The organism is Pseudooctadecabacter sp., assembly GCF_965657175.1.
Classification (GTDB): Bacteria; Pseudomonadota; Alphaproteobacteria; order Rhodobacterales; family Rhodobacteraceae; genus Octadecabacter.
Genome location: NZ_CBFHNH010000010.1, coordinates 66,170 through 83,594, shown reverse-complemented (window position 1 = coordinate 83,594; position 17,425 = coordinate 66,170). Strand labels below are relative to the sequence as shown.

The 17,425-nt window shown below is 58.8% G+C and carries 18 protein-coding genes; 5 read left to right on the top strand and 13 right to left on the bottom strand.

The features are described 5' to 3' along the window. Nucleotides 1-57 precede the first annotated feature (57 nt). On the top strand, nucleotides 58-732 hold the full coding sequence (locus ACTG36_RS10355; RefSeq protein WP_375280929.1) for a lysophospholipid acyltransferase family protein: 675 nt from the start codon (nucleotides 58-60) through the stop codon (nucleotides 730-732). Between the two features lie 73 nt (nucleotides 733-805). Here the strand turns inward: ACTG36_RS10355 and ACTG36_RS10350 are convergent, their stop codons facing one another. Continuing rightward, on the bottom strand, nucleotides 806-1,609 hold the full coding sequence (locus tag ACTG36_RS10350; protein ID WP_375280930.1) for a DUF4198 domain-containing protein: 804 nt from the start codon (nucleotides 1,607-1,609) through the stop codon (nucleotides 806-808). On the opposite strand from ACTG36_RS10350, the gene ACTG36_RS10345 reads away from it, so the two are divergent. The 4 genes from ACTG36_RS10345 to tsf all read left to right on the top strand — a co-directional run bounded on the left by ACTG36_RS10345 (nucleotide 1,602) and on the right by tsf (nucleotide 6,265). Then, complete coding sequence (locus tag ACTG36_RS10345) at nucleotides 1,602-2,954, top strand: HupE/UreJ family protein (protein WP_375280931.1); 1,353 nt, start codon at nucleotides 1,602-1,604, stop codon at nucleotides 2,952-2,954. The genes ACTG36_RS10350 and ACTG36_RS10345 overlap by 8 nt on opposite strands. A gap of 109 nt (nucleotides 2,955-3,063) precedes the next feature. Further along, nucleotides 3,064-4,212 (top strand): diguanylate cyclase, encoded by a 1,149-nt coding sequence (locus tag ACTG36_RS10340; RefSeq protein ID WP_375280932.1) that lies wholly within the window; start codon nucleotides 3,064-3,066, stop codon nucleotides 4,210-4,212. Between the two features lie 216 nt (nucleotides 4,213-4,428). Further along, a complete protein-coding gene (gene rpsB / locus ACTG36_RS10335; RefSeq protein ID WP_375280933.1) occupies nucleotides 4,429-5,304 on the top strand; it encodes a 30S ribosomal protein S2 in 876 nt (291 codons plus the stop codon). A gap of 82 nt (nucleotides 5,305-5,386) precedes the next feature. Beyond that, nucleotides 5,387-6,265 (top strand): translation elongation factor Ts, encoded by an 879-nt coding sequence (tsf, locus tag ACTG36_RS10330; RefSeq protein ID WP_375280934.1) that lies wholly within the window; start codon nucleotides 5,387-5,389, stop codon nucleotides 6,263-6,265. A 388-nt stretch (nucleotides 6,266-6,653) separates the two neighbouring features. On the opposite strand, the gene ACTG36_RS10325 is transcribed toward tsf, so the two are convergent. From ACTG36_RS10325 to ACTG36_RS10270, 12 genes are all read right to left on the bottom strand, one after another. After that, nucleotides 6,654-7,406: an autoinducer binding domain-containing protein gene (locus tag ACTG36_RS10325; protein WP_375280935.1), complete on the bottom strand. Its 753-nt coding sequence runs from the start codon at nucleotides 7,404-7,406 to the stop codon at nucleotides 6,654-6,656. A gap of 185 nt (nucleotides 7,407-7,591) precedes the next feature. Further along, nucleotides 7,592-8,257: a fumarate hydratase C-terminal domain-containing protein gene (locus ACTG36_RS10320; protein WP_375280936.1), complete on the bottom strand. Its 666-nt coding sequence runs from the start codon at nucleotides 8,255-8,257 to the stop codon at nucleotides 7,592-7,594. Beyond that, the gene (locus ACTG36_RS10315) at nucleotides 8,254-9,210 is read right to left on the bottom strand and encodes a fumarate hydratase (protein ID WP_375280937.1); all 957 of its coding nucleotides are present in this window, start codon (nucleotides 9,208-9,210) and stop codon (nucleotides 8,254-8,256) included. The genes ACTG36_RS10320 and ACTG36_RS10315 overlap by 4 nt, the downstream gene beginning before the upstream one ends. 79 nt (nucleotides 9,211-9,289) lie before the next feature. After that, the gene (locus ACTG36_RS10310) at nucleotides 9,290-11,047 is read right to left on the bottom strand and encodes an L-aspartate oxidase (RefSeq protein ID WP_375280938.1); all 1,758 of its coding nucleotides are present in this window, start codon (nucleotides 11,045-11,047) and stop codon (nucleotides 9,290-9,292) included. Further along, nucleotides 11,047-11,385: a succinate dehydrogenase, cytochrome b556 subunit gene (gene sdhC / locus ACTG36_RS10305; RefSeq protein WP_375280939.1), complete on the bottom strand. Its 339-nt coding sequence runs from the start codon at nucleotides 11,383-11,385 to the stop codon at nucleotides 11,047-11,049. The genes ACTG36_RS10310 and sdhC overlap by 1 nt, the downstream gene beginning before the upstream one ends. Further along, nucleotides 11,382-11,726: a succinate dehydrogenase gene (locus tag ACTG36_RS10300; RefSeq protein ID WP_375280940.1), complete on the bottom strand. Its 345-nt coding sequence runs from the start codon at nucleotides 11,724-11,726 to the stop codon at nucleotides 11,382-11,384. The genes sdhC and ACTG36_RS10300 overlap by 4 nt, the downstream gene beginning before the upstream one ends. Next, nucleotides 11,726-12,457, bottom strand: coding sequence for a succinate dehydrogenase/fumarate reductase iron-sulfur subunit (locus ACTG36_RS10295; RefSeq protein ID WP_375280941.1), 732 nt, complete (start codon nucleotides 12,455-12,457; stop codon nucleotides 11,726-11,728). The genes ACTG36_RS10300 and ACTG36_RS10295 overlap by 1 nt, the downstream gene beginning before the upstream one ends. Nucleotides 12,458-12,608: 151 nt before the next feature. Beyond that, a complete protein-coding gene (locus ACTG36_RS10290) occupies nucleotides 12,609-13,799 on the bottom strand; it encodes an ABC transporter substrate-binding protein (protein WP_375280942.1) in 1,191 nt (396 codons plus the stop codon). Next, nucleotides 13,796-14,896 (bottom strand): branched-chain amino acid ABC transporter permease, encoded by a 1,101-nt coding sequence (locus ACTG36_RS10285; RefSeq protein WP_375280943.1) that lies wholly within the window; start codon nucleotides 14,894-14,896, stop codon nucleotides 13,796-13,798. The genes ACTG36_RS10290 and ACTG36_RS10285 overlap by 4 nt, the downstream gene beginning before the upstream one ends. 1 nt (nucleotide 14,897) lies before the next feature. After that, nucleotides 14,898-15,845, bottom strand: a complete 948-nt coding sequence (locus ACTG36_RS10280; RefSeq protein ID WP_439142214.1) for a branched-chain amino acid ABC transporter permease — start codon at nucleotides 15,843-15,845, stop codon at nucleotides 14,898-14,900. A 1-nt stretch (nucleotide 15,846) separates the two neighbouring features. Beyond that, nucleotides 15,847-16,560, bottom strand: coding sequence for an ABC transporter ATP-binding protein (locus ACTG36_RS10275; RefSeq protein WP_439142212.1), 714 nt, complete (start codon nucleotides 16,558-16,560; stop codon nucleotides 15,847-15,849). Continuing rightward, nucleotides 16,557-17,333, bottom strand: coding sequence for an ABC transporter ATP-binding protein (locus tag ACTG36_RS10270; protein WP_375280946.1), 777 nt, complete (start codon nucleotides 17,331-17,333; stop codon nucleotides 16,557-16,559). The genes ACTG36_RS10275 and ACTG36_RS10270 overlap by 4 nt, the downstream gene beginning before the upstream one ends. Nucleotides 17,334-17,425 lie beyond the last annotated feature (92 nt).

The window sequence follows — 17,425 nt, the reverse complement described above, 5'->3', positions numbered from 1 at the left end:
TGTTCATGATTGTGATCAGCGCAGACCTGACGCAGAGTTATGACGGAAGGGTAGGATATGAAACGGTTCTTTGACAAAACACTCGGGCGCTGGACGCGGCACTTTTTCTTCGTGCTCGTGCGCAGCTATTACGCGCTGTTCTATAATGTCAGCGTTTCCGGCAAACATCTGTTGCAGGCCCAGCCCGGCACGTTGATCCTCGCCACCCATGTCAGCCGCCACGACGGCCCCTTGATTGCCTCGATGCTCTATTCCACAGCACGGGTGCGCCCCACGGTGCATTGGAATGAATACCACAACAAAGCCCAGTGGTTGCCCATGTATGTGTCCGGCGCGATCCCCATGTCATCGCCACAATCATGGGACGCGGACCGCCGTCAGGCCCGCAAGGCAACCGTGCTGGACATCATCGGCAAGGTGCTGCGCAACGGCAATTCCGTCTTGCTGTTCCCCGCAGGCAAAATCCGCCGCCAGCCCGAAGAAATCATCGCCCCGCACCTGTCCGGCGTCCGCGATATTCTGGCCGATCATCCCGACACGCCGGTGATGATGCTGCACATCGACGGATTGGGCCAATTCCAACCCGTCCAATACGACAAATTCTGGAGCTTTCTTGGCCGCCAGAAAGGCCGCCGCCACGTGCAAATGACACTATCCCCAGTCACAGACCTTGATCCCGGCCAAGACCTTGCGACCTTCAACGCCGATCTGGAACGCCGCCTCAACGGCTAGACGCGTCCCCCGTCTTCATCTGGCCCAAAAAACTCCCCCCGGAGGGTCGGCCAGCCACAGATCCTCAGCGTTGTTATTCGGGAACCCCAAAGGTCAGTGCCGCCCAGAGGGTTTCCCATTCAATCTCAGCCTGCTGGGCCAATTGCTCTGACGGCTCACGCAGATAGACATGGTCCACCAGATAGCTGTGACCTGCTTTGACGGGCAATGTGGCAATGCCGTCATCATCGGTGCGGTACAACGTGATTTCAACCGTGCCATCGGGGGCTTTTTCAAACAGTTCCACCTGACCATCAGCTTTCAGGTCGTCCAGCACATAAAGCTGCACGCGCAGACCGTCCGACAGATCGTCAGTGTAGGGGTTATCAAGGGCCACAAATTCCACGGCCAACCCGCTGCGGAAATCGCGCCCGATGGATGACCCGACCCCAATGAGCGTCTTGGCGAATCTCCAATACCCTTCGCGGAACCCCTCGCGGGGCAACCCGCGGGCGTCATGGCGCGCTTCGATGTCCTGAAAATCCTTGTGATCCGCAAAGTTCAGAAACTTCTGCCACTCGGTATAGGGCAGAGTGGACATGCGCGACTGGTAGCTGACCACATGCAGACCTTCGCCAAAAGGGGCGGTATCCAAGGCCGGCGACGACCCGATCCGGTTTTCCACATCCGCCTGCCGTATTCCTGACGCCACGGTGAAGCGGTCAAACCGCAAGGGCAGATAAGCCAATGTCGATCCCTCAAACTCTTCCCCGTTGACAAGGATGCCCTGCAACTTAGTGTCCGGTTCGATCTGGTAGTCGATCGGTTCGATCCAAAATTCGTGGGATTGGGCGGGCAGGGCAAAAACGAAAGCAAAAAGGGCGGCAAGAATGCGCATTGTAAACTCCGGTTGGGTTGGGGCTAAGGTGACACTGGAATGGCTGGTGTCAATAGCCGCGTTGGTATGGATCGCACTGGCGTCATCGGCTGCCGCCCATGAAGTGCTGCCAACCATTGGCGATATGGAGTCCGTGGACGGCCGCCTTACGTTCAGCCTTGAAGGCAATTTCGAAAGCATCGTGGCGGGGATTGATCTTGACGGATTGGAAGATACCGAAAACGCCCCCGAAGCAGATGTCTACGACAGCCTGCGTGCCCAAGACCCCGAAGCGTTTGAAGCCGCCTTGCGGGGTTATTGGCCCACCATGGCCGATGACATCACCGTTCTGGTGAATGGTGAGCCGGCCACGCTGACCCTTGATGCGGTGTCGGTGCCTGCCGTCGGCAATGTTGAGGTCGTGCGCCAATCTACCGTGCAATTCTCCGCCCCCTTGGGCGATGACGCGGCGACCATGCAGATCGAATGGCCCGCTGAATACGGCGTTCTGGTGCTGCGTCAGATGGGCGTTGAGGGCGGCTGGGACGGCTATCTGTCCGGCGGCGGCCTCACCGAAGAGGTCCAGCTGGCCGGTGGCGATGAGTTGACCGGGTGGGGGGCGTTCTTCCGCTTTATTCCCGTGGGTGTCGAACACATCGTCCCCCTCGGGTTGGACCACATTCTGTTCGTTTTGGGGCTGTTTTTCTTGGCGGCCCGCATCCGTCCGCTGCTGTGGCAAGTGACCGCCTTTACCGCCGCGCACACTGTCACCTTGGCGCTGGCAACCCTGGGTATCGTCAACATCCCGGATGAATACATGTGGATCGTCGAAAGCATCATCGCGGCCTCGATCGTCTACATCGCGGTTGAGAACATCTTTACCGATGGTCTGAACCCGTGGCGGCCTGCGCTTATCTTTGTATTTGGCCTGCTTCACGGGCTCGGCTTCGCCTCGGTTCTGTCAGCATACGGGCTGCCCGACGGTGCTGTGATCCCGGCCCTTTTGGGCTTCAACATCGGGGTGGAACTGGGGCAGCTGTTTAGCATCTCGGTGGCCTTTATCGTCGTGGTCAGCGCCATTCGCCTCAGCGAGGACGGGAAGGTCAATCGCGTTGCGGCATGGATCTACATGGGCGTTGCCATCTTGATCGTGCCGTTGGCGATGATCCCGATTTCTGCCATGGGCCCCGACGCGGTTGAGGCGTATTTGCCGCTTTTGTTCATGGTCGCTTTTTTGTGCGGTCTGTCGTCGGCATCTTGTGCGGTGGAACGGTTTGACACCTACCGCCACATGGTCGCCATGCCAGCCAGCATCGGCATCGCCCTTGTGGGGGCCTATTGGGTCGTTGAACGCGTCTTCTTGTAGGCAGCGTTAACCTAATCACAACCACGGCCCCAACTAAACGGGGCCGGGGTAACCAATCATTAGGGACCCTTCGTGTAGGGCTGAGCCATGGAAATTCATGGTGTGGCCAATGACTGATCTGATGAAGATGATGACGACGTTTGTGGACGCGATTGCGCTCATCATGGCGTTGGTTCTGATGATCAGCCTGCTGCACAGGGGGGGCGGTCAGGCCTTGCGAAACAAGACGTTGATGGGGGCGATGTTCTCCTTCGCGCTGGTCATGTCCATGTCCGACCCGATTATTCTACCCAACAACGCGGGCATTTTTGACATGCGGTCCTTGTTGGTCGGAACAGCCGCGGCCTTGCTAGGACCCATTCCCGGGGCCATGACCCTGACCGTGGGCATCGTGTATCGCACCTATATCGGGGAACCCGGCGTCGTCCCTGCAATCGTGGGAATGTCCACGGTCTTTTCTATGGGATGTCTGTGGCGGATTTTCATCAAAGACCTGAACATCCGTAAGTGGGTCAAGTCGCTGATCTTGGGGGTGCTTTTGTCCAGTCAAGGCGTTGCGATCTTTGTCACGCCTCAGGCGATGTGGGCAGATCTGTTTGCCAATCTATTCCCATACATGGTTGCCTCCAGTGTGCTCGGAGCCCTGTTGATACATCACCTTTTGACGGGTGAGTTTTCGTTTATCTCTGAGGCCCAGGCCTCTATGGTCAACGCCAATACAGACCACCTTACCGGCCTTCTTAATCGGCGCGGGTTGGATCTGACCTATCCGGACCTGAATTCCTCCTTGCCGTCGAATGCTGGCCGCGCGTTGCTATATTTCGACGTCGATCGATTCAAACAAACCAATGACACATATGGGCATTCCGTAGGCGATGATGTGCTTCGCCATGTGGTTTCGCTCGTTTCGAACAAGCTGCGGATGGACGATGTTTTTGTCCGGCTCGGCGGTGATGAATTCGCGGTCATTTTGCCGAATATCGACGCAAAGGAGGCGGAAATGATTGCCGAACGGTGTCGCGCTGTCGTGTCGGACGCGGGGTTTGTTGTTGACTGCGAAGCGGTGCCGCTCTCCATTTCTGTGGGCGCGGTTTGGATGCGGTCTCCGGTTGAGATCGAAAAAATGTTGGAGGCTGCCGATCGCGCTTTGTATCAAGCCAAATCAAAGGGGCGCAATGCGGTGGTCTTTCTGGCCGGACTTCAGGTCTTGAAGGGGGCCAAGGATCAAGTCCGGTCCTTTCATGAACGGGTGGCCTGATCATTTGGTCGCCCTGATGACAGCCGCCCGCTGAGATCGCATTTCAGGGCTTGCGCCGCCCGCAGGCTCGACCTATACGCGCGACACGAAATCCCCAGACGGGGGCGGGTGCATTGGGGAGACATCCCAAGACATCCACCGGTTGGGCCAACGCCACCAGCAATGGGGTAGGGGCCTGATACCCCCGTCGAGGCTGAAACCGGAAAGGAAACGACCATGGCTCTTCCAGAGTTTACCATGCGCCAGCTGCTTGAGGCCGGCGTACACTTCGGACACCAGACACAGCGCTGGAACCCGAAAATGCAAGAATTCATCTACGGCGCCCGCAACGGCATCCACATCATGGACCTCACACAGACGGTTCCCATGCTGGACCAAGCCCTGCAAGTCGTACGCGACACCGTGTCCAAAGGCGGCCGCGTGCTGTTCGTCGGCACCAAGCGTCAGGCACAAGCGCCCATCAAAGACGCCGCTGAAAAATCCGCACAGTTCTACATGAACCACCGTTGGCTCGGCGGCACGCTGACCAACTGGCAGACCGTGTCCCAGTCCATCAACCGCCTCAAGGCGATTGACGAAGCAGCTGAGCGTGGCTTCGAAGGCCTGACCAAGAAAGAGCGTCTTGGCATGGAACGTGAGCAGGGCAAACTGCAGGCGTCTTTGGGCGGCATCCGCGAAATGGGCGGTGTTCCTGATCTGCTGTTCGTCATCGACGTGAACAAAGAAGATCTGGCCATCGCAGAAGCCAAAAAGCTGGGCATTCCAGTTGTGGCTGTTGTCGACACCAACTGCTCGCCCTCTGGCGTGGATTACATCATCCCCGGCAACGACGACGCGGCCCGCGCCATCGCGCTTTATACCGATCTGGCTGCACGTGCAGCCCTCGACGGTATGACCGCGCAGATGGGTGCCGCTGGCATCGACATCGGTGAGATGGAAGCCTCCGTCGAGGAAGAGCTTGCGGCCTCCACTGGCGTCGAAACCGGTGCCGTCTCTGATGAGACCGCCCACAACGATGCAGCGGCCAAAGACGGCGGCCAACTCGACCAGCTGGAATCCACACAAGAGACCGTAGACGCCGCCAAAGGCTGATCTGACGCTCTGTCACACCCTTGAACCCGGACGCGGTGATCCCGCTGCGTCCGGACAACCATTATTCTTAAGGAGACCAAAGATGGCGATTACAGCTGCATTGGTGAAAGAACTGCGCGACAGCACAGGCGCAGGCATGATGGACGCGAAAAAAGCGCTGACCGAAACTGATGGCGACATGGAAGCCGCCGTCGACTGGCTGCGCACCAAGGGCCTTGCAAAGGCCGCCAAGAAATCCGGCCGCACGGCTGCTGAAGGCCTCGTTGCGGTTGCTGTCAAAGACGGCAAGGGCATCGCGGTTGAAGTGAACTCTGAAACTGACTTCGTAGGCAAGAACGCCGACTTCCAGAAAATGGTTGCCGGCATTGCAGACGTAGCCCTGTCCGTGGATGACGTGGACGCGTTGAAAGCGGCCGACATGGGCGGCAAGACGGTTGAACAGACCGTGACCGACGCGGTTGCCGTGATCGGTGAAAACATGTCCGTGCGCCGCATGGCCGCCCTGACGGGTGAGACAGTTGTGACCTACGTGCACAACGCTGCAGCCCCCGGCATGGGTAAAATCGGCGTGTTGGTTGCCATGAAAGGTGGCGACGAAGCCTTGGGCAAGCAGGTCGCGATGCACATCGCCGCTGTGAACCCGGCGGCCTTGTCCGAAGCCGACATGGACGCATCCGTGGTCGAAAAGGAAAAGCAGGTTCAGATGGATATCGCACGCGAATCTGGCAAGCCTGAGGCTGTGATCGAGAAAATGATCGTCGGTCGCATGAAAAAGTTCGTGGCCGAATCCACGTTGCTGAACCAATCCTTCGTGGTGAACCCGGACGTAACCGTGGGGCAGGCTGCCTCTGATGCTGGCGCTGAAATCACGGGCTTTGCCCGTCTTGAAGTGGGCGAAGGCATCGAAGTCGAAAAAGAAGATTTCGCAGCTGAGGTCGCCAAGGCCGCACAGGGCGGATAAGACTTTAAGTCTTGCTTCTAAGATACTGAAAGGCCGCCATTTTTGGCGGCCTTTTTTCTTTTTAAGAAGTTGCGGCCCCACCTCGGGAGAAGGGGGGCCGCTTGGGTGCGCATCTCAGGGATAAGGCAAAACTACGCAACCAACACTTTCTTATGCCGACCTGCCTTTGGGCTTAGCCCAGACAGGCCGACGTCCGGTTTCCCGGTGCACCCCCGCTTGCCTTGTAATACCAAGGGTTCGAAGGCACTGTTCCCAGGCCTAAGGCCACCACTCACGGAACATAACGATCTTGGCATTTACCCTAGGTAACCCACAGTCAGGAATCCCGTACTTTGGCCGCCGATGGATGATTCATGAGCTAAGTGCACAACGTTTGTGCAATTTTTAGTTAAGCGGCCTCTGAATCAATCACGAACATTTGATTGTAGAAGGCTGCTTTCAACACGGCCTGCGCCGTTGTTTCGACATCCAGGGCCTCACGTGCCAGTCGCAGGTGCTTTTCGATGGTTGCCGGTGTCAGTTCCAGCAAAATAGCGATGTCCTGCGTGGTTTTGCCGTCTCCGACCCATTGAAGGACTTCGCGCTGACGCTTTGTTAACTGACGCTGGGAATACGGAAGTGTCGGTATTTTCAGGTGCATAACATTGTTCATGACGGTGATCACATGACCGTGTTCTGCCCAGATTTCTTCCACGTGATCCTGGGTCAAGCCAGGCTGTGCGGTCAGGGCGATGGCACCTTTGGTGCGCTCTGACACGCTCAGAAAACTCACCGTGTAGCCCGCATTCACATTCTGGCTGAGGTTGAACGACACCGCGCTCTTTTCCTCATCCAAAAGATTGCCGGGTTCGGCCATCCAGCGCCAGCTGCAAGGGCCGGTGTTGTTCAACGCCCAACGGATCATAGGCGCGCGGTAGACGTGACCATGGCTCAAAAAGCCTTCCATGTAGGCGTCACCATGGTTGGTCAACAGGACCCAATCCTGTGGATCACCCAAAGACCCGCCGCTGCGATATCGGGTGAAGCCATAGATCAGGCGATCAAACCCGAAAGACGCCATGGCGTCACAATGCAGGGACCACAGGTTTTCAACCGACGGCGCATTGGTGACAAGGTCCAGATGGGCGACAAGATCTTTCATAATGTATGCGTAGCATTGATCGGGTGCGCACGAAACATTTTTTACTGAATGGTTAAAGGGGATGAACAGGCCGAGGTAACATTCTGTTTTCCGGTGCTATTCCGAGCTGGCCGATATTTTACATAATACTGATTATAAGAATACCGCGTGGAAAATAGTCATGAACCACCTTCACGCCCCACCAATCAAATCACTTCATCCGTCCGATCATCGCTTTCCCCATACCGTTTGAGGATCGCTGGTTTCGTCCCCTCATACAGCCGGTCCACATTCTGAGAGATTTTCGCGTTCTCGCGTTCAAACAAACACGCGCCGGTCATGTCAGACGCGACGATGAATGGACCCATCTTGTTGCACTTCAACACCCACATGGCTTGCGCCAGCCCAAGCTCTTCGTGCCAATGGACCGCCTCGACCGCCTCGACGCCACGGCCCAACAACGCGCCAGTCCCGTAGCCCACGGTGGTCAAATAGATCGCACCGTTGGGTACGAAATAGTCCTTGTAGTCTTTCGACGTCATCCCGCCCTTCCCCACGATCAATTTCGCGCCGGTCTTGGCCATCCATTCAGGCAACCACTTGGCAAACCGGAACGAGGCCGTGGCGGTCACCGCGCCCATGTCAAAACTGCCGTCGGGGTTGATGCGCGCGGCGGGTGAGCAGTGAAAATTCGCAGCCGATTGACTGGGCAGCTCCAGCGGGATGTTGGCCTTATCCTCAAGCGCGCGCATGTAGACGCCTTCGCGCGCCGTGTACATTAGCCCGTCCAGGTAGACGATATCGCCCAGTCGAAGATCGGCGATGGCCTCGGGTGTGGGTGTGGTCGACAGGTGGATCTCTCGGATGCTCATTCTGCGGCCTCCTGCGGGACGGGCCAGTCCACGGTTTCACGACGTTGATAGGGTGTGAACCAGTCGGGATCGGTGCGATGTTCAACGCGGCCGTCGGCGTATATCCGGGCCACCGCACGGCGCGATGACAGGCAAAACGCATGGACAGACATGGGCATGCCGCCGGTGTGGCAATAGCCAACCTCGATGTTGCAATCGATCACCATGTTCTTGCCCACAAACCCCATGGCCCCCATGCCGATGGAATTGCCCAGCTCTTTGAATTCGTCTTCCAGCGTTGCGATGCGCGGGTCAGAATTCCGGCTGCCGACAACCCGCAAGGTCGAGGCCCGTTTGCCCAAGGTCATGCAAATGTCCTTGGATCCGCCCAGCCCGATCCCGATGATCGCAGGCTGGCACGCCAACCCCCGTTTGCCAAAGGCCATCAGGCTGTCGAGGTAGAACCGTTTGATCCCCTGAAGACCGTCTGACGGGAACAACATACGGTAATCGGACCCAAACAATCCGCCCTTGTGCACCGTGATCAAATCGATCCAACGGCCACCGGGTTCGAACCCGTATTCGATCTCCGGCGCGCCGATACCGACGTTGTTGTCATGATCCGTCCGCCAAAGGGGATGCACGCGATTGGGTCGCAGGGGAACCCCGTTGGTGGCATTGGCCGTGGCCCGTCGCAACGCCTCTTCTAGGGCGATCATACCGCCCTCAACCTGCGCCTCATTTCCCAGCTTCACAAACCACCGCGGCACGCCGGTGTCCCCGCACATCGCGCGGCGGTCCTCTTTGGCGGCCTCATAATTGTCGAGCATCGCTTTCAGAACAAAGGACGATAAATCGCCGTCTTCGGTCCGCGCGGCCTCTTGCAAACCGTCCAGATAGTCTTGCGGGATTTCAATGGCGGCCTTGTCCATCAGCGCCTCTGCCGTGGACTGGATCAGGGATATGGGGATCACGCGGTCCTCCTTTCATCTGGCCCAAAAAACTCCGGGGGGGCCGAAGGCCGGGGCAGAGCCCCCATGTCCCGACCTCCCGTCATTGCGCCGCCACCAGCGTTTCGGGCGCGTCGTCAGGCAGCAACGTTTCGCCAGGGCGCACCATGGTGAATTTGACCGGCTCGCGACTGACCTGCACCGCCTCCCCCAGCTTTTGGGCGACTGTGTATTCGCTGGTCTCCATGGCACCGGGATCGGGATAATCTTCGCGGAAATGCGCACCGCGTGAATTTTCACGGGCAAGGCCCGCCCGTGCGATCACGTCGGATATATCGCACAGTGATCGCAGGTTCAGCCAATCGTGCCATGTCAGATTGAAGGCCAGTTGGCTGCCATCCACCCCCACATCCATCAGCGCATCGCTGACCTGAGCGATCCCAGAAAGGCCCCGTTCCATACCCGCTTTGGTCCGCATCACGCCGACCTCATCCCACATCACGTTTTGCAACCTCTGGCGCAGCGGTTGCACCAGATCGGGGGTGCGCATCAGCGGATGGGTGGCGCGGTCCAGTTCGGCCACCAGCACATCTTCGTCCAGATCGCGCAGGGTCATCGCCGCTACGTCACGGCCCATTGTGTCCCCTGCGATGCCGCCGAAGACGGTGGAATTGGCCACACCATTGCCGCCCAAACGGTTCGAACCATGGGCGCCGCCTGCGTCTTCACCAGCGACATAAAGGCCCTCCATCGCGGTGCGCGTGTCCACATCCACCACAACGCCGCCCATGAAATAATGCGCCGTGGGAACGACCTCCACCTGTCCGGCGGCCAGATCAAACCCGCTGTCGGCACAGCGATTGACCATGCCTTTGAATTTCTGGCGCACCAGATCAGGCCCAAGGTGGGACATCGAGATAAAGACGCCCTCTTGCGCAGGGTCATTGGCCTTTCGCATTTCGGCATAGATACCACGGCTGACCACATCACGGGTCGCGCGTTCCCCCTTTGCGTCATAGTCAAACATGAACCGCTGGCCCGCGTGGTTGATCAGTTGCCCCCCTGCCCCGCGCAGCCCTTCTTCAAGAACGGTGCCCGTCATCCGCGTGTGATCCCCCGCCAGCAGGCCCGTGGGGTGAAACTGCACCATCTCCATATCGCGCAGCTTGAGGCCCGCGCGCAGCGCCATCGCAAGGCCATCCATCGTCTTGTCGCCCGACGGCGTGTGATACTTGTACATGGTCGGCCCGCCACCGGTGCCCATCATCACGCATTTGGCACGCACCAGACGGAACCGCCCCGTGCGCATGTCGATCATCAAAACTCCCGCCAGCGCGCTGCCGTCTTTGTCCGGGATCAGCCCGACGGCGCGGTGCTCCTGCAGCTTTTCCACACCCGAGGCGAGGACCTTTTCCATCAGTCGGTTGATGATCTCGATCCCTGTCAAATCGCCCTTGTGGACGGTTCGGTCGGCGGTTTGGCCTGCAAAGGCCTTTTGATGCAGGCTGCCGTCGGGGTTGCGGTCGAAAAAACAGCCGACCTCGTTTTCCAGCTCGCGGATGCGGACGACGGCTTGTTCGCACAGCCGCCACGCCATGTCCTGATCGGGCAGCCATTTGCCGCCCTCGATCGTATCCATGAAGTGGCGTTCAACCGTATCACCGCCCCCCAAGGCGACGTTGTAGCCGCCCTGAACCATGCGCGTACAGCCGCTTTTGCCGATCAGCCCCTTCACGGCGAGGGTGATGCGCGTCCCCTCAGGTGCGGTTTGCTGGGCATGAAGGGCCGCAAACAGCCCTGCCCCGCCCGTGCCGAGGATCAAGATATCCGTGTCATGGCGGTCAATGTCCTGAATGCGCATCACAAGGCCTTTAGCAAAAATAAAAGGGCCACACAGGCTGAGGCCGCAGTGGCTGCCGCCGCGAGCGTCTTTTGCGGGCCGGACCATGGCAGCCATTCCAAAGCCATCAGGCGCAGCCCGCCGAACATGTGCACTGCCAAGAGAAAGACGAGGATCGCTTCGGCCAATTTGACACCGCCAGCTTCGGTCAGCTGCAAAAATCCGTCCAGCCGCGCAGGGTCCGTCAGCGCCATGGCAAGGACCCAGAAATGCAGCGGCAAAAACAGCGCCAAGGCCAGTCCGGACAGGCGGTGTAGGATATAGGCCAGCCAAAGGGGATGCAGGCGCGCGGGCGTCATGGCGCACCAACCACGGCGAAGGTCACTGCCCAGACGGCCTGCGCGCCCAAGGCCAAAAGGCCAAGCCCGATGACCAGTGCCGCGCCGTTCAGCGCCGCCCCCCGCAGACCGCACCATTCCAACAAAATCGTGCGCAGGCCAATCGCCCCATGGATGGACACCGCGACCACGAAGGTGCCGTAAAACGCGAACCACAGAACCGACCCCTGCGTGCGGCCCAAAATCTCAGCCGCGGACAGACCGCCTTGGATGGCGTAGATCATCACCGCCAGATGCCCCAGAACCAGCGGCGCCATCAAAAGGGCCGTGATCCGCTGCAGCATATACAGACGTAAGGGCATCAGCGGCGCCCCCGTTTGAAGGCCGCTTTCACGGTTTCACGCTTTAGGCCTGCGATGGCCGTCATGGGGTTCAGACCGTTGGGGCACAATTCGGTACAGGACCCCATCGCATGACAGCTGTGACAGCCGCCCTCCCCCGACACGGCATCCAGAATGGCCTCTCGTCCGTCATCCTTGGCATCGTTCAGCAGCGTCCAGGCCCGCTGCAAGGCGGCGGGACCAAGGTAGGCGTCATTGGCCGATACCGTGTCACAGGCTGCATAACACACAGCACAGTTGATACATTCAATGCCCGCGTCGGCGGTCGCCCGGTCCGGCGTTGCGGGGTCCACGGGCGCGATGGGATCATCGCGGGTCAATGCGCCGTGGTGGACCCCTTCGGCCGCAACCCATTTATCAAAGAACGGGTCCATGTCCACGGCCAGGTCCTTGATCACGGGAAGATTGCGCAGGGGGCCGATGGTGACCGCGCCGTTCTGCACCACCTTTGAGATATGGGTGCGGCAGGTCCAGCGCGCCACGCCGTTGACCGTCATGGCACAAGATCCGCACATGCCCACACGGCAGGCGAACCGGTAACTTAGCGTGGGGTCCGCGTTCTGCTGCACCCAAGACACCACATCCAGAACCGTCTGATTGTCCTGGGCCGGAACGTCAAACTGCGTCTGCGCGGCAGGGTTGCCCTGCCGTTCGATGGTCACAGAAATGGTTTTACCGCTTGCAGATGTCACGTTGGCCAATGGTGTTACGTATTCCCGCAGACACGCTACCGGATGGGCAGGTTTTGTGAACCCAAAAACGCCCCCCTGCGCCGCAAAAACAAAAATGGCCGGGGCCCCCATCTGGGAACCCCGGCCAAATATCATGCAGGTGATCTGATCCTTACCGGATCAGTTCAGCTGCCCAAGCGCCGTCAACGATGACGGACTTGGAGAAGTTACCAGCCACGTCACCGTTTTCGTCGAAGTCTTGGTTGCCAGCGGCACCTTCGTAGTTGATGTCACCACCAGCGGCCAAGATCTCTTTCGCCTTCTCCCACTCACCCGGCAGGATCACCTCACCTGGTGCGGTTGCGATGGCACGCAGGCTTTCTGCGATGGCCGCGCGGTCGTCGGACCCTGCGGCTTCGATGGCCAGCGCCATCATGAAGGTCGCGTCATAGCCGTTGGCCACAAACGGGTCAGAGGCTGGCACGCCGGCCTCATCCGCGATTGCTTTCCATGCGGCAAAGGAAGGTGTGCTGTCATCGGACGCGGATGTCGTGAAGGTCGATGTCATCAGGTTCTCTGCGCCGATCTGTTCGATCAGCTCATCGGACAGCATGCCGTCGGCACCGATGAAGTTGGTGAAGGCACCGGTTTCCAGCGCGTTGCGCATCAGTGTGATGCCGCCAGACCCGTAGTAGGAGAACAGAGCGAGGTTTTCGGACGTCGCACCGATGGTGGCAACTTCCGAGCGGTAGGATGCTTTGTTCGGCTCGTGTGCCTCATTGGCAGTCACGGTGCCGCCGAGGTCGGTGTAGGCCTGTACGAAAACTTCCGCGATGGCGGCGTTGTAGTCGTCGTTGGCATAGGACACGGCGATGTTGTCAAAGCCGTTGGCCAGCGCCAGTTCAGCCAGTGCCACGCCCTGATAGGCATCAGATGCGGCTGCACGGAACACCAGATCAGTGCCGTCTTCCATGTTGGTGATGGCCGGGCTGGATGCGGACACGGACAGCGTCACAACGCCCGCTGGGATCGACACAGATTCAGCCTGCGCGATGGTCGCACCGGAACAGACCGGACCCACGATCGCGGAGACGGAGTTCACGTTGATCAGCTTGGTCACAGCGTCGACAGCAGCCGTTGGATCACATGCAGAGTCCGCGCGGATGATGTTGAGCGTTTCGCCGTCCGCGAACATACCGCCCTGTGCGTTGACGTTGGCAGCCGCCAGATCAACAGCCGCAGCGATAGGTGCGTTCAGGTCAGGAATGGGGCCGGTCATGGCCATTGGGTTGCCGATGTTCACGTCGGCCATGGCGGATGTCGCCATCAATGTGGCCGCAGTGGCCAGAAGGGTCTTTTTCATTTGGTTTCTCCCGTTGCACCCGCAGTCGTTTTTTCGGCCTTCGGTGATGCGGGTCTCACCTCAGGTAGTATCCCACCGGGATAGCGTTGCAGGATCACTTGCATCAGGATGCCGATCAGCATCATGCGCAGGAACCCTGCCCTCGTTGCCAAGATCGACGGATCAAGCGTGCTGAATACAGCGCCCACAAGGTCGATCATGCCTGCGATCAGTAGCTCTGACGCGGACCAGATTGTCCAGATCAGAAATGCGCCCAAAACAGCGCCACGGTTATTGCCCGACCCGCCTGCGATCAGCATGACCCAAACAAGGAAGGTCACTTTGGACGGGTCAAAGGTGTTCGTGGGTTCGATCAGACGCAGGTGCTGGGCAAAAAGCGCCCCGCCCAGCCCCATGATCGCGGCGCCAATCACAAAGGCCTCAATCCGGCGTTTGGTCACATCTTTACCGGCGGCGCGGCTGGCCGGTTCGTTTTCACGAATGGCGGTCATCATGCGGCCCCAAGGGGAGGTGCGCGCGCGTTCCAGCATTTTGTAAATGATGTAGACGATCAACAGGATCGTGCCTGCAAACAACGGCTGCCAGTACCAGTTGGGCAGGCTGTCAAAGAACGCCTCCCACTGTTCGGGGCTTGCGAACCACGACATGGGCCAGCTGGTGTAGAAGCGTTCTTCGCTGAAATGCTCCCACGAACGTGGGATTTTGTTGATGCCACGCGGACCGTTGGTGATGTCGGTTTCGTTCTTGAAGATCAGCTTGATGATCTCAGCGATGCCGATGGTGGCGATGGCCAGATAATCGGACCGCAACCGGATACAGACGAGGCCGATCAGCCCCGCAATCAGCGCGGCCATGGCCATGGCGACGGCCATCCCCACCGGCAGTGGCAAGCCGAACCCGCCCAAGTGAAACGTGCTCTCCGCCGTGGTCAGCAGCGCGTAGGTGTAGGCGCCCACGGCGACAAAGCCCACGATGCCTGCGTTAAACAGCCCCGCGAAGCCCCATTGCACGTTCAGGCCCAAGGCGAAGATGGCGTAGATGCCGCCCACGGTGAGCAAGGACAGAAGGTAAAGGAAATATCCCAGATAGGCTTCCATATCAGAACGACCTCCCTTTAAAGAGCCCTTGCGGACGCACGATCAACATCACGACCATGATCGCGAAGGCGACACCGGTCTTATAGCCCGGCGACAACAGCGGCGTGTCCCCGATCCATGGGTAGGCCGACAATTCCTCAGCCAGACCGATGACCAACCCGCCAAAGACCGCGCCATAAGGCTTGCCAATCCCGCCAAGGATGGCGGCGGCAAACATGGGCAGCAACATGCGGAAGCCCATGGTGGTTTCCAAGGTTTGCGTATCCATAACAAGGAAGACACCGGCGGCGGTCGCGCAAACGCCGCCCACGATCCATGTGGCGCGAATGACCATATCGACGTTGATGCCGGTCACATGGGCCAGATCGGGGCTGTCGGACACCGCGCGCATGGCCTTGCCGATCCGCGTGCGGTTCAAAAGGTAGCCCAAGGCCACGACCAGCAAAATGGTGCCTAAGAAAATCCAGATGTGTTTGTCGGGCATGATGATCATCGCGCCCCAATCGGCGGTGATTTCACGCAGCGTGGCATTGGGTTGCGAAATACCGCGCACGAAGGCGATCTGGTTCGGCCCCCAGATGACCTGCACAGCGGACCGGATGATCAACATCACACCAAAGGACGCAATCACGATCTTGATCGTGTCGGCCTTACGGAACGGTTTGTAAAACCACCGATCACAGAGCAAAAACAGACCAATCACAAAGATCGCGGCAAAGGGCAGCGCCACCAGCGGGTGGATCACAAGGCCCGCCGCCCCCACCAGCGTCATCAAGGTCCAAGCGATATAGGCGCCCGACATCATGATCTCACCATGGGCGAAGTTGGCGAACCGCAGGATGCCAAACGTTAGCGTGATGCCGATGGCCCCCAGCGCGTAGATACAGCCCAGCACAAGACCGGGGATCAGGTAGAAGTTTACGAATTCAAAACCGAATGCGTCCCACATATCAGTGCCCCCCGCCCAAGAACATGCGTGCAATTTCAGGATCGCCAGCAAGGCCAGCCCCCGTGCCCTCGTGGCGGTTGGCCCCATCGACCAGCACATAACCTCGGTCAGACACGCCCAGTGCCTGCTTGGCATTTTGTTCAACGATTAGAATGGGAACGCCGGTGTTTTTAATCTTCTGAATGGTGGCGAAAATCTCACCCCGATACTTGGGGCTAAGGCCCGCAGTGGGTTCATCCAGCAACAAAATCTTGGCATCCACCATCAGCGCCTTGGCCATGGCGACCATCTGACGTTGCCCGCCAGAGAGCGACCCCGCCGCTTGATTGCGTTTTTCAGACAGGTCAGGGAAGAGGTCATACATCTCGTCCAAACGCGCCTCGACGCCCGTGGGTCGTGTCCAAGCACCCATCTCAAGGTTTTCTTGCACGCTGAGGTTCACAAAAACATTGTTGGTCTGTGGCACATACGAAATACCGCGTTCGATGACCTTTTGCGCGGGTGTGTCGGTGATGTTTTCACCGTTAAGTTCAACCGACCCTTCGCGGATGTTCAAAAGCCCCAGCACCGATTTCATCGCCGTGGATTTGCCCGCCCCGTTGGGACCAATAATTGCGACGATTTCGTTAGGCATCACATCCAACGACAGATCGTGCAGGATTTCCGTCTGGCCATATCCGGCCTTGAGGTTATTCAAAGACAGGACCGGCGTCATACGACCTCCCCTCCGAAATAGGCGTCAATGACGCGGGTGTCGTTTCGGACCTCATCCATGGTGCCTTGCATCAAAACCTGACCCTCGGCCAGCACGACAACCTTGCCGCACAGCCGCGCGATCATGTCCATGTCGTGTTCGATGATGCAGAACGTGTAGCCTCGTTCTTCGTTTAATTGTTCAATCATTTCAGCGACTTTACGCATCAGGGTGGGGTTCACCCCTGCCCCTGGTTCATCGAGCAGAACGACCGATGCGTCGTTCATCATGGTGCGCCCGATCTCAAGCAGCTTTTTTTGACCGCCAGACAGGTTGCCTGCCAGTTCCTCACCCACATGGGTCAGACCCAGAAACTCCAACGTGTCACGGGCCAGTTCAATCACCTCGGCCTCGCGTTTTTTGACGCGGCCATTGGCAAACCAGCTGGACCAGATGCTTTCGCCGGTCTGATCGGGGGCGGCCACCATCAGGTTTTCAATGGACGTCATGCGCGCATATTCGTGGGACAGCTGGAACGTCCGCATCAGCCCTTTGTGATACAGCGTATCAGTGCGCTGACCGGTGATGTCCTCACCCAACAAAGTGATCTTGCCCGATGTGGGCGGCAGTTCCCCTGCGATCATGTTGAAAGTGGTGGTTTTGCCCGCACCATTCGGGCCAATCAGCCCGACGATCGCGCCGCGCTCAACCTCAAAATCCACGCCGCGGACGGCTTGAAGGCCACCGAAGCTTTTGGTCAACCCAGCGACGCTGAGAACCGTATCTTGTGCCATTGTGCCCCTCTCCCAAGGTCTGGCCCCGACCTGCGCGTTGATCGCGCCTGATTCAGGATGCGAATTGCTAGCAAGGCTGGCCAGCCGTTTCC

Excerpts from the sequence above, each read along its gene's own strand:
- ACTG36_RS10310 (WP_375280938.1), bottom strand. The coding sequence starts at position 11,047 with ATGCGCATTCAGGACATTGACCGCCATGACACGGATATCTTGATCCTC.
- tsf (WP_375280934.1), top strand. The coding sequence starts at position 5,387 with ATGGCGATTACAGCTGCATTGGTGAAAGAACTGCGCGACAGCACAGGC.
- ACTG36_RS10280 (WP_439142214.1), bottom strand. The coding sequence starts at position 15,845 with ATGTGGGACGCATTCGGTTTTGAATTCGTAAACTTCTACCTGATCCCC.
- ACTG36_RS10350 (WP_375280930.1), bottom strand. The coding sequence starts at position 1,609 with ATGCGCATTCTTGCCGCCCTTTTTGCTTTCGTTTTTGCCCTGCCCGCC.
- ACTG36_RS10300 (WP_375280940.1), bottom strand. The coding sequence starts at position 11,726 with ATGCCCTTACGTCTGTATATGCTGCAGCGGATCACGGCCCTTTTGATG.
- sdhC (WP_375280939.1), bottom strand. The coding sequence starts at position 11,385 with ATGACGCCCGCGCGCCTGCATCCCCTTTGGCTGGCCTATATCCTACAC.
- ACTG36_RS10340 (WP_375280932.1), top strand. The coding sequence starts at position 3,064 with ATGACTGATCTGATGAAGATGATGACGACGTTTGTGGACGCGATTGCG.
- ACTG36_RS10290 (WP_375280942.1), bottom strand. The coding sequence starts at position 13,799 with ATGAAAAAGACCCTTCTGGCCACTGCGGCCACATTGATGGCGACATCC.
- ACTG36_RS10320 (WP_375280936.1), bottom strand. The coding sequence starts at position 8,257 with ATGAGCATCCGAGAGATCCACCTGTCGACCACACCCACACCCGAGGCC.
- ACTG36_RS10275 (WP_439142212.1), bottom strand. The coding sequence starts at position 16,560 with ATGACGCCGGTCCTGTCTTTGAATAACCTCAAGGCCGGATATGGCCAG.
- rpsB (WP_375280933.1), top strand. The coding sequence starts at position 4,429 with ATGGCTCTTCCAGAGTTTACCATGCGCCAGCTGCTTGAGGCCGGCGTA.
- ACTG36_RS10325 (WP_375280935.1), bottom strand. The coding sequence starts at position 7,406 with ATGAAAGATCTTGTCGCCCATCTGGACCTTGTCACCAATGCGCCGTCG.
- ACTG36_RS10345 (WP_375280931.1), top strand. The coding sequence starts at position 1,602 with ATGCGCATTGTAAACTCCGGTTGGGTTGGGGCTAAGGTGACACTGGAA.
- ACTG36_RS10355 (WP_375280929.1), top strand. The coding sequence starts at position 58 with ATGAAACGGTTCTTTGACAAAACACTCGGGCGCTGGACGCGGCACTTT.
- ACTG36_RS10270 (WP_375280946.1), bottom strand. The coding sequence starts at position 17,333 with ATGGCACAAGATACGGTTCTCAGCGTCGCTGGGTTGACCAAAAGCTTC.
- ACTG36_RS10285 (WP_375280943.1), bottom strand. The coding sequence starts at position 14,896 with ATGGAAGCCTATCTGGGATATTTCCTTTACCTTCTGTCCTTGCTCACC.